The organism is Sphingobacterium sp. NPDC055431 (genome assembly GCF_053644255.1).
In genome coordinates this window covers 92579-108193 of record NZ_JBSHLH010000016.1, presented here as the reverse complement: position 1 = coordinate 108193, position 15615 = coordinate 92579, and the positions used below count along the sequence as shown (strand labels likewise).

Annotated in this window: 16 protein-coding genes; 9 read left to right on the top strand and 7 right to left on the bottom strand. The window is 40.6% G+C overall.

All coding sequences use genetic code 11. The annotated features are described in order from the left end of the window. Positions 1–123: 123 nt before the first annotated feature. Complete coding sequence (gene asnB, locus ACWIB3_RS14260; protein ID WP_185214189.1) at positions 124–1818, top strand: asparagine synthase B; 1695 nt, start codon at positions 124–126, stop codon at positions 1816–1818. 47 nt (positions 1819–1865) lie between these two features. Here the strand turns inward: asnB and ACWIB3_RS14255 are convergent, their stop codons facing one another. The 5 genes from ACWIB3_RS14255 to ACWIB3_RS14235 form a co-directional block, all read right to left on the bottom strand. Then, entirely contained in the window at positions 1866–2534 is a 669-nt protein-coding gene (locus tag ACWIB3_RS14255; protein ID WP_454291928.1) for a lysoplasmalogenase, read from the bottom strand. A 10-nt stretch (positions 2535–2544) separates the two neighbouring features. Then, a complete protein-coding gene (locus ACWIB3_RS14250) occupies positions 2545–3984 on the bottom strand; it encodes an amino acid permease (protein ID WP_185214191.1) in 1440 nt (479 codons plus the stop codon). Positions 3985–5658: 1674 nt separating this feature from the next. Continuing rightward, positions 5659–5805: a FeoB-associated Cys-rich membrane protein gene (locus ACWIB3_RS14245; protein ID WP_185214192.1), complete on the bottom strand. Its 147-nt coding sequence runs from the start codon at positions 5803–5805 to the stop codon at positions 5659–5661. Next, positions 5805–7907, bottom strand: coding sequence for a ferrous iron transport protein B (feoB, locus tag ACWIB3_RS14240; protein ID WP_313261248.1), 2103 nt, complete (start codon positions 7905–7907; stop codon positions 5805–5807). The genes ACWIB3_RS14245 and feoB overlap by 1 nt, the downstream gene beginning before the upstream one ends. Then, on the bottom strand, positions 7907–8146 hold the full coding sequence (locus ACWIB3_RS14235) for a FeoA family protein (RefSeq protein ID WP_185214194.1): 240 nt from the start codon (positions 8144–8146) through the stop codon (positions 7907–7909). The genes feoB and ACWIB3_RS14235 overlap by 1 nt, the downstream gene beginning before the upstream one ends. A 106-nt stretch (positions 8147–8252) precedes the next feature. On the opposite strand from ACWIB3_RS14235, the gene ACWIB3_RS14230 reads away from it, so the two are divergent. Beyond that, positions 8253–8726 carry a MarR family winged helix-turn-helix transcriptional regulator gene (locus ACWIB3_RS14230; protein WP_185214195.1) on the top strand — a complete coding sequence of 158 codons (474 nt, stop codon included), beginning with the start codon at positions 8253–8255 and terminating at the stop codon, positions 8724–8726. Here the strand turns inward: ACWIB3_RS14230 and ACWIB3_RS14225 are convergent, their stop codons facing one another. After that, positions 8727–9563: a ZIP family metal transporter gene (locus tag ACWIB3_RS14225; protein ID WP_185214196.1), complete on the bottom strand. Its 837-nt coding sequence runs from the start codon at positions 9561–9563 to the stop codon at positions 8727–8729. Beyond that, positions 9560–10159: a phosphatase PAP2 family protein gene (locus ACWIB3_RS14220; protein WP_185217560.1), complete on the bottom strand. Its 600-nt coding sequence runs from the start codon at positions 10157–10159 to the stop codon at positions 9560–9562. Before ACWIB3_RS14220 ends, ACWIB3_RS14225 begins: the two co-directional genes overlap by 4 nt. 191 nt (positions 10160–10350) lie before the next feature. Here ACWIB3_RS14220 and glmM point away from each other — a divergent pair, with 191 nt between their 5' ends. From glmM to rpmA, 7 genes are all read left to right on the top strand, one after another. Beyond that, positions 10351–11733 carry a phosphoglucosamine mutase gene (gene glmM, locus ACWIB3_RS14215; RefSeq protein ID WP_313261250.1) on the top strand — a complete coding sequence of 461 codons (1383 nt, stop codon included), beginning with the start codon at positions 10351–10353 and terminating at the stop codon, positions 11731–11733. Positions 11734–11807: 74 nt separating this feature from the next. Continuing rightward, the gene (locus ACWIB3_RS14210; RefSeq protein WP_454291927.1) at positions 11808–12377 is read left to right on the top strand and encodes a hypothetical protein; all 570 of its coding nucleotides are present in this window, start codon (positions 11808–11810) and stop codon (positions 12375–12377) included. Positions 12378–12514: 137 nt separating this feature from the next. After that, positions 12515–13405, top strand: a complete 891-nt coding sequence (locus ACWIB3_RS14205) for a hypothetical protein (RefSeq protein WP_185214199.1) — start codon at positions 12515–12517, stop codon at positions 13403–13405. 84 nt (positions 13406–13489) lie between these two features. Further along, positions 13490–13993 carry an RNA polymerase sigma factor gene (locus ACWIB3_RS14200; RefSeq protein WP_185214200.1) on the top strand — a complete coding sequence of 168 codons (504 nt, stop codon included), beginning with the start codon at positions 13490–13492 and terminating at the stop codon, positions 13991–13993. Continuing rightward, on the top strand, positions 13983–14630 hold the full coding sequence (locus tag ACWIB3_RS14195; RefSeq protein ID WP_185214201.1) for a hypothetical protein: 648 nt from the start codon (positions 13983–13985) through the stop codon (positions 14628–14630). The genes ACWIB3_RS14200 and ACWIB3_RS14195 overlap by 11 nt, the downstream gene beginning before the upstream one ends. A gap of 116 nt (positions 14631–14746) precedes the next feature. Further along, positions 14747–15058, top strand: coding sequence for a 50S ribosomal protein L21 (gene rplU / locus ACWIB3_RS14190; RefSeq protein ID WP_099367640.1), 312 nt, complete (start codon positions 14747–14749; stop codon positions 15056–15058). Positions 15059–15101: 43 nt separating this feature from the next. Continuing rightward, positions 15102–15368 (top strand): 50S ribosomal protein L27, encoded by a 267-nt coding sequence (gene rpmA, locus ACWIB3_RS14185; RefSeq protein WP_094256038.1) that lies wholly within the window; start codon positions 15102–15104, stop codon positions 15366–15368. The last annotated feature ends 247 nt before the right edge of the window (positions 15369–15615 follow it).

The window sequence follows — 15615 nt, the reverse complement described above, 5'->3', positions numbered from 1 at the left end:
CTTTAAAATATTTATTAAATATTCAATAAAAATTAAAAAAGATTATGAAAATTGTTTTTTAATACTTTACTTTGTTTCATTAATTCATGAAAACAAGAAAATAATTAACAAAACAACAATCGTATGTGCGGAATTGTCGGAGCATTTGAATTGAAACAACCCCTAGAGTCCTTAAGGCCGCAGGTCTTGGAAATGTCGAAAAGAATTCGTCATAGAGGACCAGATTGGTCGGGGATCTATAGCTCAGCGAAAGCATTGTTAGCTCATGAGCGTTTGGCCATTGTTGACCCTAAATCCGGAAGTCAACCTTTATACAGTCCTGATGGACAGGTAGTCCTTGCTGTAAATGGTGAAATCTACAATCATAAGGAGTTACGAAATTCTCTGCCAAATTATCAATTCTCGACTTTGTCCGATTCCGAGGTTGTTTTGGCTCTTTACTTGGAAAAAGGACCTGCTTTTGTTGAGGAACTTAACGGGATCTTTGGATTTGCCCTATATGATTCTCGCGAAGATTCATTCTTTATTGCTAGGGACCACATGGGTATTATCCCGCTATACTATGGGAAAGATCAGTACGGACAGTTGTTTGTCGCATCAGAACTAAAATCCTTGGAAGGTTTCTGTACAGAGATCGAACAGTTTCCTCCGGGGCATTATTTATATAGTAAAGAAGGTTTGGAGCCTAAGCGTTGGTATAAAAGGGATTGGGAGTCTTACGAGACTGTACAGGACAATGAAACGGATATCGCCAAATTGAGAAAAGGTTTGGAAGATGCGGTCCATCATCAATTGATGTCCGATGTTCCATATGGCGTATTGCTGTCTGGTGGATTAGATTCCTCGGTCATCGCTGCCATAACCAAAAAGTTTGCTTCCAGAAGGATTGAGAGCAATGATGAGGAAGAAGCTTGGTACCCACAGTTGCATTCATTTGCGGTAGGCCTTCAGGGTTCCCCGGATCTAATTGCCGCTCAAAAGGCTGCAGATCATATTGGTACCATCCATCATGAGGTAAACTTTACCATACAGGAGGGTCTTGATGCAATCAGGGATGTGATCTACCATCTGGAGACCTATGATGTAACGACCATCCGTGCTTCAACGCCTATGTATCTATTGGCTAGGGTAATCAAATCAATGGGAATAAAGATGGTGCTTTCAGGAGAAGGGTCGGATGAATTATTTGGTGGTTATCTGTATTTCCATAAAGCCCCAAATGCAAAAGAATTCCATGAGGAAACTGTGAGAAAGCTGAAAAAGCTCTATCTATATGATTGCTTGAGGGCGAATAAATCATTAGCTGCTTGGGGAGTCGAAGGAAGGGTTCCGTTTTTGGACAAGGAGTTTATGGATATTGCCATGAGCATCAACCCTGAAGATAAGATGATCAGGGATGGCAGAATGGAAAAGTGGGTGGTCAGGAAGGCCTTTGAAGATTATTTGCCGGAGTCGATTGCTTGGAGACAAAAGGAGCAATTCTCGGATGGGGTAGGATATTCTTGGATCGATACCTTAAAGGCGCAAGCGGAAGAAAAAGTTTCAGATACAGAATTCGAAGCAGCGGCGCATCGGTTTCCGATCAATACGCCAAAGAACAAGGAGGAGTATCTGTACAGAAGTATCTTTGAAACACATTTCCCTTCGGATGCTGCCGCGAAAACAGTTCCTTCAGTGAAGTCTGTTGCATGCAGTACACCTGAAGCATTGGCTTGGGATGCTTCCTTCCAGAACCTAAACGATCCTTCGGGTAGGGCGGTTGCCAATGTGCATAATGAAAGTTATGGAAAAAAGGCACAAGAAGAATTACTGACATAGTTTAAATCATATCATATCAACTTGTATTAATGCCGGGCTGTAATTATTTACGGCCTGGTTTTTTTGTCTAATATGATTCCGAGGGCAATAAAATATTGGGCGAGGATATAGCTGGACATAATGTATAGACCAGAATTGGCCAGGTAGGCCACAAACTTATTAATTGCTAAAATAGAATCTGAAAAGATAAATAAAAGGGCGCCGACCAAAGAGATGATAAAACTTAAGGAATTGGTCTGATACCTCCTGGTATAGGCAAAAAAGGCCATAGCTGCAATGACGAGAATGTATAGGATCACTGGAACCTTTAATGGTCCTAAACTAGGCTGGAGAATGCCATAGAGATAATAGGAATAGCTGGCCAATATTCCGGCGATGAGAATATAGCTTTTATGTTTGCTCAGGGCCTTGGCATTCGTCTGTTTGCTAAAGGCTATGACATAGAGGATGTGTCCGATCAGGAAAGAGGCCAAACCAGCCACAAACATGTCATGCAACATCAAGAATATATCGCCCAGACAGCCAAAAAATAGACCTACCGCGGTCAACTTTTCAATGTTCTTTTTTAAGCCGGTTTCCTTATAGAGGATAAAGATTAGGGAGAGGCAGATCAGTGGTTTTGTAAAGAACCTCAGATTGGGAAGGTTGGCATAAACGGCATATAAATGAAGCAGTGCAAGGAGCAAAAATGCGATATGTAATTTGTACTGCTTCATTTTATTGGATTTAGATATCCTTATTTTTTAGCTGTTTTTCTTTGTTCCGTTTTACCAAGATATAACTGATCCATAGAAGCAAGACCCAGATAGGGATAAGCTCCACAGAGATCTTTAATCCGGTAAACCACATCATCAACAATACGCCCAATAAGAACAATAAGCTGAAATAGTTGCTGATCGGGTACAGAATGGTCGGGAATTTAGTCTTGATCCCTTGTTTATCCTTCTGTTTCCTGAAAAACATGTGGGTCAGTGTAATCATGATCCAGTTGATGATCAAAGCGGATACCACTAGGGACATCAGGATTCCTAATGCCTCTTTTGGGATTACTTTATTGATCAAAACCGTAATGGCTACAATTCCAGCAGATACCAGGATCGCATTTACAGGTGAATGGTTTGAATTTAATTTCTTAAGGAACTTAGGTGCATTTCCCTGTTCCGCCAAGCCATAAAGCATTCTTGAATTACTATACACACAGCTGTTGTAAACAGATAGGGCAGCAGTAAGAACGATGATGTTCAGGGCATTTGCAATGATGCTCGTAAAGAAGAATGTCTTGCCGAACAGTTCAAATTGGAAGCCTTTTAAGGTTGCAAATACTTCAACGAAAGGACTTGTGTCGGCAGTAATGGTTCGCCAAGGCATTAGGGAAAATAGGATGAATAAGGCTCCCACATAGAATACCAAGATTCTCCATAAAACTTGATTGGTCGCTTTAGGGATATTTTTCTCTGGGTTTTCAGCTTCTGCAGCAGTGATCCCCACCAATTCCAGTCCTCCGAAGGAGAACATGATTATGACGAGCGCGGCGAGTAATCCCGAATATCCTATATCACCATTGCCGTTGAGCCAGCCATGGGGGAAGAATCCGCCATCATTATAGAGATTGGCTACGGTTGCTCTTTCGCCTCCATTCCCCGAAACTAAGAGATAGATCCCGAAGATGATCATCGCGATGATAGCCACGACCTTGATGATGGAAAACCAGAATTCGGTTTCTCCATATACCTTTACGGATGCGAGATTGATGACATTGATGACCAAAAAGAAGAATAGGGAAGAAGCCCAGAGCGGTATCTCAGGCCACCAGAACTGTACATATTTTCCGATTGCTGTCAATTCGGCCATACTGACCAAGATGTACAGTAGCCAATAGTTCCAGCCGGAAGCATAGCCTGCAAAGGGTCCCCAATATTTATTGGCAAAGGAGCTAAAGCTGCCCGAGATCGGTTCTTCAACGACCATTTCACCCAGTTGCCGCATGATGAAGAAGGCGACAAGCCCTGCGATGGCATATCCCAATATAACAGAAGGGCCGGCTAAAATTGCTGCCTGTCCAACCCCTAAAAATAAACCTGTACCGATGGCTCCACCTAAGGCAATTAACTGAATATGTCTATTGCTAAGGCCTCTTTTTAGTTCTTTTTCGTTGTTTTCTTGCACTCTGAAGAAGGTTAATTCCTGATTATGTTCCTAGTTAATATTCTCCATCGGCCTGAGGACCGATAAAAGGCACAAGATAAATTTTTCATTTTAATTTTTGTGCATCAAATAAAATAAAGAGTGTTTTAATCGGAATATTATGGAAAATAATTTTTTTTATGTTAAGTAGGATTAGGGCGGATGTGGGTTTTTTAGGGTGGGGAGGAATTGGAACCTAAGCTAGAATAAAATTAGGATTGCTGGACAGTTCCTTAAATTTTGGTTAACCCCACACAGTCACCCTGATGCAGGAAGGGTCTCGGAATGCAGCAAACCAACCTTTAATAAAAAATGCATTGGCGTACAGTTCCTTGACCTTCGGTCAAGGATGACAGGGTCGGTGGGAGGAAAACCGTACAGATTCCTCACTGATCGTTCAGAATCAAAATGCGCTAAAGAGGGATTCAGAGTGAAACGAAGAATCTATTTTTTGTTTTTTTAGGATAGCTGTCATCGTGAGCACAGTGAACGAACTGTTTTCTTTCTTTAACATGAACTATTGAAAAACATTTCACCCCCTCTGGGGGTTCTCAGAATTCCAACTTGAATATGGATGGTGTATCCTAAAAGTCTTTAAAAAAAGAAAACCTTCAAGATTAAAAACATCTGGATTTTATTGGCGTATAGTCCCTTTAACCGAAGGTTAACCCCACACAGTCACCCTGACGCAGGAAGGGTCTCGGAATGCAGCAAACCAACCTTTAATAAAAAATGCATTGGCGTACAGTTCCTTGACCTTTGGTCAAGGATGACAAGGTCGGTGGGAGGAAAACCGTACAGATTCCTCACTGATCGTTCAGAATCAAAATGCGCTAAAGAGGGATTCAGAGTGAAACGAAGAATCTATTTTTTGTTTTTTTTGGATAGCTGTCATCGTGAGCACAGTGAACGAACTGTTTTCTTTCTTTAACATGAACTATTGAAAAACATTTCACCCCCTCTGGGGGTTCTCAGAATTCCAACTTGAATATGGATGGTGTATCCTAAAAGTCTTTAAAAAAGAAAACCTTCAAGATTAAAAACATCTTGATTGTATTGGCGTATAGTCCCTTTAACCGAAGGTTAACCCCACACAGTCACCCTGATGCAGGAAGGGTCTCGGAATGCAGCAAACCAACCTTTAATAAAAAATGCATTGGCGTACAGTTCCTTGACCTTCGGTCAAGGATGACAGGGTCGGTGGGAGGAAAACCGTACAGATTCCTCACTGATCGTTCAGAATCAAAATGCGCTAAAGAGGGATTCAGAGTGAAACGAAGAATCTATTTTTTGTTTTTTTAGAATAGCTGTCATCGTGAGCACAGCGAACGAACTGTTTTCTTTAACAAGAACTATTGAAAAACATTTCACCCCCTCTGGGGGTTCTTATCCTAGATACAACGGGCTAACGCAATTCATCCCAACCTAGCGTAATTCCTTTACAGCTAGATATTAATTATGATCTTAGTCCATCCTCTTATCCCATTTATCTTGGTTCATTCCATGATCTTGTTCCATCCTCTCATCCTTAACATCCTGGTTCAAATACATGGGCGGGCGAAAGCAATTCGTCCCTACAAACAGGGAAGGCTCTCTCGCCAAAGAAAAAAGGCATCCTTTTTCGGGATGCCTTTCTATTTTATTTAAGATTTTTTATTAGCTTTTTGGCTTTACTTCTACCGTACAACAACCTTTGCTACATCCTGAGTTTCCTTTTTTCTTGCTGAAAAAGGGTTTAAAGATCACGTACAATGCGTAGATGAAAAGGATAAAGATGATGATGTATTGTATAATTATGCTCATTACTTTAAGATTTGATAGGCAATCAGCGCCGCAACATAGGCTAAGCCAGTCATGAACAACGTTTGGATCATGGTCCATTTCCATGAACCTGTTTCTTTACGAACTACACCAATGGTTGCCATACATTGCATTGCAAATGCGTAAAATAATAATAACGAAATTCCTGATGCAAAATTGTATGCAGGTTTTCCGGTGTTGCTATTGATCTCCGAACGCATTCGGGTCAATAGGGAACCCTTTTGGGCTTCATCTTCGATGTCTACATCGGGTCCCATGCTGTACACTACGGCCATCGTTCCGACAAAGACCTCGCGTGCCGCGAAGGATGAAATCAGACCGATTCCCATCTTCCAGTCATAGCCTAACGGTCTTACGATCGGTTCGATTCCCATTCCGATGTAACCTAAGAAAGAGTGTTCCAATTTATATGAACCAATTTCTTGTTCCAGCTCAGCACCTGAAAGGTTAGGGTTGTTCTGTTGCACGATTTCTTCCGCATTGTAGAATTTTTGGTTCGGTCCGAAGTTTCCGAATACCCATAAGACGATGGAAATCATCAAGATGATCTTACCTGCTTCAATTAAGAAACCAGAGGCCTTATCCCATACATTGGTTAGGACATTTTTCCAATCTGGAAGTTTGTATGTCGGTAATTCAAAGATCAGGAAGGAAGAACGTACGCTCTTGATCACTTTGTTCAAGATCCATGCAGAACCTAATGCGCCAACAATCCCTAAGATATACATGAAGAATAGGGTGATTCCCTGCACGTTAAAGCCCAAATAGGTAGTCTCAGGAATGATCAGCCCGATGATAACGATATAGATCGGTAGACGTGCCGAACAGGTCATAAATGGAGTTACCAAGATGGTCAACAGCCTTTCTTTGGGGTTTTCGATATTACGGGCAGACATAACGGCCGGAATGGCACATGCCGCTCCAGACATTAATGGAATGACCGATTTACCGTTCAGCCCGAATGGTCTTAACCAACGGTCCATAATGAATACGACACGGCTCATATAGCCTGATTCTTCCATTAAGGAAAGGAAAAGGAATAGAATGACAATCTGTGGGAGAAAAATTACGATACCACCAATACCAGCTACGATCCCTTCAATAAACAGGGAAGATAATGGACCCTCTGGAAGGACGGTGGATAGGTAGGCCGTTAGATCTCCGAAGCTGCCGTCAATCCAGTCCATTAACGGTCCGGACCAACTGAATATGGCCTGGAAAATCAACAACAATAGACCAAAAAAGATAATATAGCCAAGTACAGGGTGCAATAAGATCCTGTCAATCTTGGATGTAGTATCCAAGGTTTGGTTTTTGGATTTGATCAAGATCTTATCGAGTTCCAGGCTGATTTGGTCCTGTCTGAAAAGCGACTCTGTCTTCTGCATCTCGTGCGGATCCAATTGGTGTTTAGCACGGATTGCTGCCAATTCTTCTTGTTGGTCTACCGGTAGGTAACTTACGTTTTCCTGAGCTAGATATTGCCAAGTAAGATATTCTGTTGCTAAAGGGAAAAGTTTCTTGGCTTCGTTGAGTGCCTTGCTGTATTTTTCCGGAATCTGGAAGGTGCCTTGGTAGAAGGATGGTTTTTCATCCAGGGAACTGATCAGTTTTTCCAATCCTTTACCGGTACGGGCATTCGTTTGATAGATTTTGGTTTTCAGATAGGCTTCCAATTTATGGAAGTCGATGGTTACACCCTTACTTTCCACTTCATCGATCATATTGATTACGAAGATGGCTGGAAGTCCCAGTTCACGCGCTTGTTGGTACAGGATGATCCCTCTTTTTAGTGTTGAGGGTTCTGCCACCACCACGGTAAGGTCAGGACTGAGTTTATTTTCTCGCTGGCTTAGGATTTTGAAAACAATTTCTTCATCCAAAGAGTTAGGAAATAGGGTATAGGTACCAGGGAGGTCAATGATATGATAAGTCTTGCTATTTGCTTTTAAAGTTCCTTCTCGTTTTTCTACGGTAATCCCTGGATAGTTACCAACCTTTTGGTTAAGTTTAGTAAGTCTATTGAACAGAGAGGTTTTACCAACATTGGGGTTTCCCAGAAGGACAATATTCGGGTCTTTCATTAGATTAATTCTGCAGTGATAAGTTTGGCTTCGGATTTACGGATGGCGATAAGGGCATTGTTTTCAATGACGTTGACACAGATAGGTCCACTAAGCGGAGCTTTATGTTTTATTTCAACAATGGAACCAGGGTAAAAGCCTAATTCATAGAATTTTGCAGGAATTTCTGTGGACTGTATGGTATTAATCTTGGCAAGGTCTCCGATTTTTAATTTATCAAGGCTAATTTTTTGCGGCATTCGACGACAATTTTTTATGTTTTTTGAATAAAAATCAACAATAGCAAAGATAAATAATTAAAATCTTTTAAATTGCGAATTAAGTCACACTAATGTATTATTAAATATGCCGAAGATCGAAGAATTGGTTAAAGTAAAGCAATTCGCAAGTCCTTGGCATCGCGCTACGATCAATATTATTTACACAAACAACTGGTTGAACGTGATGCTGGAGAAGAGAGCGAATGCCAAACAAATCACCTTGCAACAGTTTAACGTGTTGCGCGTCTTACGCGGTCAGTATCCCAATCCTGTTACCAACAATTTGTTGAAGGAGAGGTTGCTAACCAAAACGCCTGATATCAGTAGGTTAGTTGATCGCATCGTAAGTAAGGGCCTAGTTTCTAGGGAAAAGAACAGCGTAGACAAGCGCGCAGTCGATCTATTGATCACCGACAAAGGCTTGGAGCTGCTAGAAGAAATCGAGACTGACATGATGCTGGATGATGTACTTCCAGAAAACATTACAGCCGAAGATTGCTTTAAGCTCAGTGAATTATTGGATAAGTTCAGAGGCCTGATGAATGAGGTCGAGTACTAACTAATGTTCATGATCTGAATGGTCATGGTCATGATGATCATGATCGTGGGATTCTTCAGTTTGATCTGTAGTACCATGGTTATGATGAGAGTGGTCATGACCTTCAAATAAGAAGTTGGCCATGGAAACCAAAACACCTAATAACACTGCCAACATCTTTTTCTTGTTGAAGGTATGATGATCTGCCGATCCTGATTCGAAAAGGATAGTGGTCGAGATGTGCAAGAAAATACCGATCACAACTGCCATAATCTTGTCGAAATACTGTGCTATGTTTCCGATTTCACCAGCACTGATCCCTTTGCTCGTTACGAATCCCAGTGGGGTCATAGCTGCAAAGATGGCAATAAATACGATGATGGTGGCTTTCTTTAGCCTTGTTCCGATCAATAAGCTTCCCAATGCGAAGGCAGCTGGGATATGGTGGATAGCGATACCAAAGACCAGTTCATTTCGGTGTCCTGAAGCCAAGGGGAATCCCTCTAGGAAGGCATGCAGACATAGACTGATCAGGATAGCAATGGGAAATGCCTGATGGTTATGCCCATCGTTGCTATGGTGGATATGACCGTGCTCAATACCCTGTGAAAAATGCTCCAGAACTAACTGAAACAGGAATCCCCCTAAGATATACAGTCCAATGATTTCCCCAGGAGTCTGATTGCTGTGGTACACTTCAGGTATCAAGTGCAATACGGTTATGGCAAATAAATATGCACCACTGAAGGAAAGGACCAGTTTCAATAACTGGGTATTGTCTCTTTTGACAAAAAATACAGCAATACCACTTAGTAATGCGGAGAAAAATAGGATGGATACGATCAAGAAACTACTCATGCAGCTGTTGTTGTTGGAATGGGTTTGGGTTCAAAAAACTGAGGATAAAACCTTTTGAATAAATAGCCAGTCCCTAAACCTATGAGTGTCCCCAGGATGGCCCCGCAGAGGATATCCAAGGGGTAGTGAACTCCGACATAGATCTGAGAAAAGGATATGGAAGCCGCCCAAAGGATACATAGCCATAAGGTATGTTTCCATTTGCGACGAAATAATACAATCCAGAAGAACGCCATCGCGAAGTGGTTTGTGGCATGGGAAGAGGTGAAGCTAAACCCAGAACCACAGCGAGCGCGCAAATTAACCTGGTTTTTGAATACTACATCATTACAGGGCCTAACTCGTTTAACCGATTTTTTGATCAAATGCGAAGAGGCACCATCTGAAATCCCAAAAGTTGCCAATGTACAGGCAACGATCAAAATTCCGGTCTTGCCGTAATGTTTGATGAAAAAGATGATTAAAAATAAATAAAGTGGGGACCAAGTGTAAGGATTACGTAAGATAGGCAGTAACCAGTCGAAAACAATGTTGCTCAAGCCCTGGTTGATTAATAGAAATAAATCTTGATCGAAATGGATTATTTTCTCTAACATATTTTTGTTGTAGAATGGTCAATTTTCATTAATTAAACCAAATCTAAAAAAATAAGATGTAATACCTTACTTATTATAGTAAACGAAACTAAGTTGCAACAAAGATATGCATAAGAAGGAAAAAAAGAATAAAAAACATTAATAATTATTTTATTCCGTTATTTTTACGAGCATTAATAACATTTATACTTATGGCTTTAATAAAATCTATTTCAGGAATTAGGGGAACAATAGGCGGAAGACCTGGAGATAACCTAACACCTGTTGATATTGTGAAATTTACTGCTGCTTACGGAAAGATCATTACAGAAAATGCAGAGAACAAGACTATTGTCGTAGGCCGAGATGCCCGTATCTCTGGGGAGATGGTTTCTAATCTAGTGATTGGGACCTTGCAGAGTATTGGGGTTAATGTAATCGACCTAGGCTTGTCAACTACACCAACCGTTGAGATTGCAGTGCCTAAGTTAAAGGCTGCTGGTGGGATTATCCTAACGGCTTCCCATAACCCTGGACAATGGAATGCACTGAAACTGTTGAACGAGAAGGGTGAATTTATTGATGATGCCAAAGGTAAAGAGGTTTTGGAGTTGGGAGAGAGCCTGAATTTTGATTTTGCTGAGGTAGACCAGTTGGGTTCTGTTACTAAAGACGATTCGTTTTTACAGAAACATATAGAAGATGTATTGGCGTTGGAATTCGTGGATGTGGAAGCGATCAAAAAAGCCAACTTTAAAGTTGCAGTTGATGCAGTGAACAGTACAGGAGGTACCTTTATCCCTGAGCTGTTGAAAGCTTTAGGTGTGGAGACGGTTTATAAGATTCACTGTGAGCCTAATGGGCAATTCCCGCATAACCCTGAACCTTTGAAAGAGCATTTAACTGATCTTTCCCAAGCTGTGCTTGACAACAAGGCTGATCTGGGTATTGCTGTTGACCCTGATGTGGACCGCTTGGTTTTCATGATGGAAAACGGTGAGCTTTTCGGTGAAGAATATACCCTGGTGGCAGTATCAGATTTTATCTTGGGACAGAAAAAAGGAAATACAGTCTCTAACCTTTCATCTACCCGTGCATTGAGAGATGTTACGGAGAAACATGGAGGACAATATTTTGCAGCTGCAGTAGGTGAAGTGAATGTGGTGACCAAGATGAAGGAAGTAGATGCGGTAATCGGTGGCGAGGGTAATGGTGGTGTGATCTATCCGGCATCTCACTATGGTCGTGATTCATTGGTTGGGGTTGCATTGTTCTTGACGCATTTAGCAAAATTGGGTAAGAAGGTTACGGAATACCGTGCTGAGCTTCCGCAGTACTATATGTCAAAAAATAAGATTACGCTTACTCCTGATTTGGATATCGATAATCTGTTGGCGAAAATGCAAGCAAAATATGCCCACGAACAACATTCTACAATTGATGGACTGAAGATAGATTTCCCGAATGAGTGGGTTCACCTTCGTAAATCCAATACCGAGCCTATCATTCGTATCTATTCGGAAGGCCCAACGGCTGAAGCTGCCGAGGCAATCGCTCAAAAAATAATGAACGAGATCCAAGAGATCGTAGGATAAGGTCTGTAGGGACGGAATAAAAATCCCCCAAAACAGTTATTTATTGTTCTGGGGGATTTCTGTTTATTTGCACTATGAAAAACATCAAGCTGATCCTTCTTTGTCTATTTTCCTTGAGCTATTTGAGCTTACAGGCTCAAGAGTCTGTAAATATCAAGATCAAGCAGGATTATCAAACATTGACTGCCAAGGATGGGGTGTTCAATATCCAGAGAAAACCTTTCAAGTTGGTTTTTCATGTGAGGAATACAGATGGTTTTTGTATTGGGATTACCCAAGATGAAGATATTTACCGTTCTGCAATAGGAGAGGCCGATATGGAAGTCATGTGGTTTGAGAATACGGGCATGGCTGAAGGTCGATTCAATGAAGACCTGACGACCACGATTTCGGATGAAGCGCCAAGTTATTGGTACTTTACAGCTATCGATGACCATCGTTTTGATAAGGACCCTTATGGAACCCCGCAGGAATGGCTGGCAGAACGCACTGTAAATGCTTTTTATCTGGCTGAGTTCAGTGAATCCTTCAAGATGGAAGATATGGTGAGACCAGTTTATGTCGTTGTCTATGAGCCAGTTTATGATGAGGACTATAATTTGATCGATAAAAAGGTGTTTTATCATGCCAAAATCAATATGTAGTATTTATTTTCGGTATTTTTTTTATTTTTATAGCTATTTGTCTACAACATATTATACTATTTAATAAATTTGGCGATATATTATAACAATTTTCGCCAGTGAAGACCCCGTTTCGCTTTTTAAGCACACTATTATTGATGTCTGTTTTGTGTCTTTCATCTTGCGAGAAAGCACCAGATTTCCAGAAGCCACTCGTAAAGGAGGAAAAGGCTAATATCCAGACCAATACCGGTTTTGTTGATAAAGAAGTTCCTATGGCCTCCGACAACTGGGAGGTGGTTCATGTCAGGAATATTAATCCAACTAAATATCTATTAGATTCCCGTTTGCAAATCATGCGATTAGGAGGGGTAGGTCGCGTGGAAAATTCACAAGGTTTCATTACTTTGGAGAAAAAAGGAAATGACCCTAGAAAGTTATTTATTTCCATGACCGAAAACTTCAGCGCAGAACCGAGAAGGTTGTTGATTGGAATTAAGGACCAAGAGTCTACCAAGGAAATTGAGATCATCCAAGAGAGAGGTGGCGACTATGAATTGGTTGATAAGATCATTACCGAAAAGACTGATGCACGTAAGGTAACTGTTCTTAAGCTGAACAGTACTATCATTGATAACAAAGCAAGCAATCCCATGACCATTAAAACTCCTATTAAGGAGTATTATAAGAGTGTGAATGTTGTTTCAGAATTCAGCGCGAATTTTTTCAGTGTTTTCGATTGGACTCCAGCACCTGATAGTTTGATCAGTATGATCGCATTGGAGCATCAAGGTGCGAAGGTCTGGGACGAAAAGGTCAAATATGTCAGAGGAGTACAATCTACCCCTTATATGGCAAATGCAACTCAACCTGTAGATATCATTGTACCTGCGAATTCCATGAAAACGGTATATGCTGAAGTTACAGTGATAAACCGTGAATGCGAATTTACTTTTAAGATCAAGAACAAACAAACCGGATATCTGAGCACCTTGAAAGGCCGTTGGAAACAACAGGTGCCTATTAAAGGTGAAATCAAGGTCATCTAACCTAACCTTTCCCAATTTTTTTATTTTTTCTGTAACGTATTGCCATAATCTATACTAACTTATGGAATTGGTAAACTATTGGCTTTGAAAATTAAAGAAAAGGAATTTTTATTAGTTATTGAACAGCACAAAGGCATCCTATATAAACTCTCAAAGATTTATATGGACGATGAATTTGATAGGGAGGACCTCTATCAGGAAATGCTGTATCAGCTATGGAAATCCTATGAAAACTTTAAAGGACAGAGCAAATTTTCTACATGGATGTACCGTGTGGCCTTAAATACGGCATTGGTCTTTGTGAAGAAGGACAAAAAGTCCCCAAAGACGGAAAGTCTGATCGAGGATCTTGATGTTGTGGATCATTCTGATCATTCAGTGAAAGAAGAGCGCTTAACTTATTTCTATAGAGCGGTCAAAGAGCTCAATGAAGTGGAAAAGGCCTTGATCTTTCTTTTCTTGGAAGGGTTTTCCCATCGCGAAATTGGGGGACAGTTGGGGATCTCAGAGGGAAATGCACGGGTGAAGCTGAATAGGACCAAAGATAAATTACAGGAAATCATTAAAAAACAAGGATATGAATTTTGACGATTTAAAGAAGGCATGGGAAGAGGAAGGAGAAGGGAAAGATTTGAAAGAAGTTCAACTGTCCGTCGAACATGCGAATAATGCCATTGATAAGGTGCGCGCAAATATGAGGCTGGATTTTTACGGGCTGCTCGTGTTAGGGGTATTGGCAATTGTCGGGCTCAGTTATGTAGGTCTGAAGGTTGATATTCAACCGGTCGTCTTTTTTACAATAGTCAGCTTTGCATTCCTGTTCTTCAGTCTGATGTTTTTCTTCTGTTTCAAATTTTTCAAGTTTTATAAACATTCCTATAACCTGAGCTATGATAGCCGGGATAACCTGATGTGGTTTTACTATGAACTGCGGTATTTCATTGAATTTTATCATACCTTTTTCTTTGTGGGATTTGTCATGAGTTTGGCTTTCGGTCTATCAATAGGGTTGATGACCGCGACCTTGGAAATGGATCAGGGCAGTAAAGATGCAATCGGTAGAGCGCTTACATTTGGGTTCACAGGCAAGCTGATTTATTTTGGGAGTATGGGCACCATAATTGTTGGAGGAACTTTTCTGTTCCGTTGGGTGATCCAAAAGATGTATGGACGTTATTTGAAGCAAATAAAGCAGACCTTGGATCTACTGAAACCAGAGGAATAGGTTGCTTGAGGTATGTTAACAAAACAGTATTAAAATAGATGAAATAGTTTTGTTGAAATGAAAAATATATTCTATCTTTGCGACTCATTAAATATTAACAATTTTAATAAATAACAATGTACGCAATAGTAAATATAGCAGGACAGCAATTTAAGGTTGCAAAAGACCAGTACCTTTTTGTACACCGTTTACAAGGAGACGAGGGCGCTAGTATTGAATTTGACAATGTATTGTTAGCAGAAGACGGTGGTAAGTTTACTGTAGGTACGCCAAGTATCTCAGGTGCTAAAGTTTCAGCTACTATTTTGTCACATTTGAAGGGTGAAAAAGTTATCGTTTTCAAGAAAAAACGTCGTAAAGGCTACAAAAAGAAAAACGGTCACCGTCAACACTTCACTAAAATCCAGATCACTGGTATCAGTTTATAATCGAATTTTTAATCTGACGCAAGTCATAAATTAGAATAAAGAAATGGCACACAAAAAAGGTGCGGGTAGTTCCAAGAACGGCCGTGAGTCACACAGTAAGAGATTAGGTATCAAAATTTTCGGTGGTCAACAAGCTATCGCTGGTAACATCATCGTACGTCAACGTGGTACTCAGCACAATCCTGATGCTAACGTTGGTATCGGTAAAGATCATACCTTATACGCTTTAATCGACGGTACAGTAGTTTTCCGTAAAAAAGCAAACAACAAATCTTACGTTTCAGTTCTTCCAGTAGAAGAAAACAACTAAGGTTAGTTTAAAAAACAAGAAAAGGTCTGTTTGGAATTCCAAATAGACCTTTTCTTGTTTTAGACATCAGACATCAGACTGGGCATGGCCACTAAGAAAGTTCTATTGTTTTTTCTTTGTCTATTTTTTTTATTAGATATAGCTTAATGAAGTAGTGTTCTAAGATCGCGAATGGAAAGGTCTGCTGTCTTGTGTCTATTGTCTTATGTTTAACGCAAGAGGCAGGATCATGCTTGATCCTGCCTCT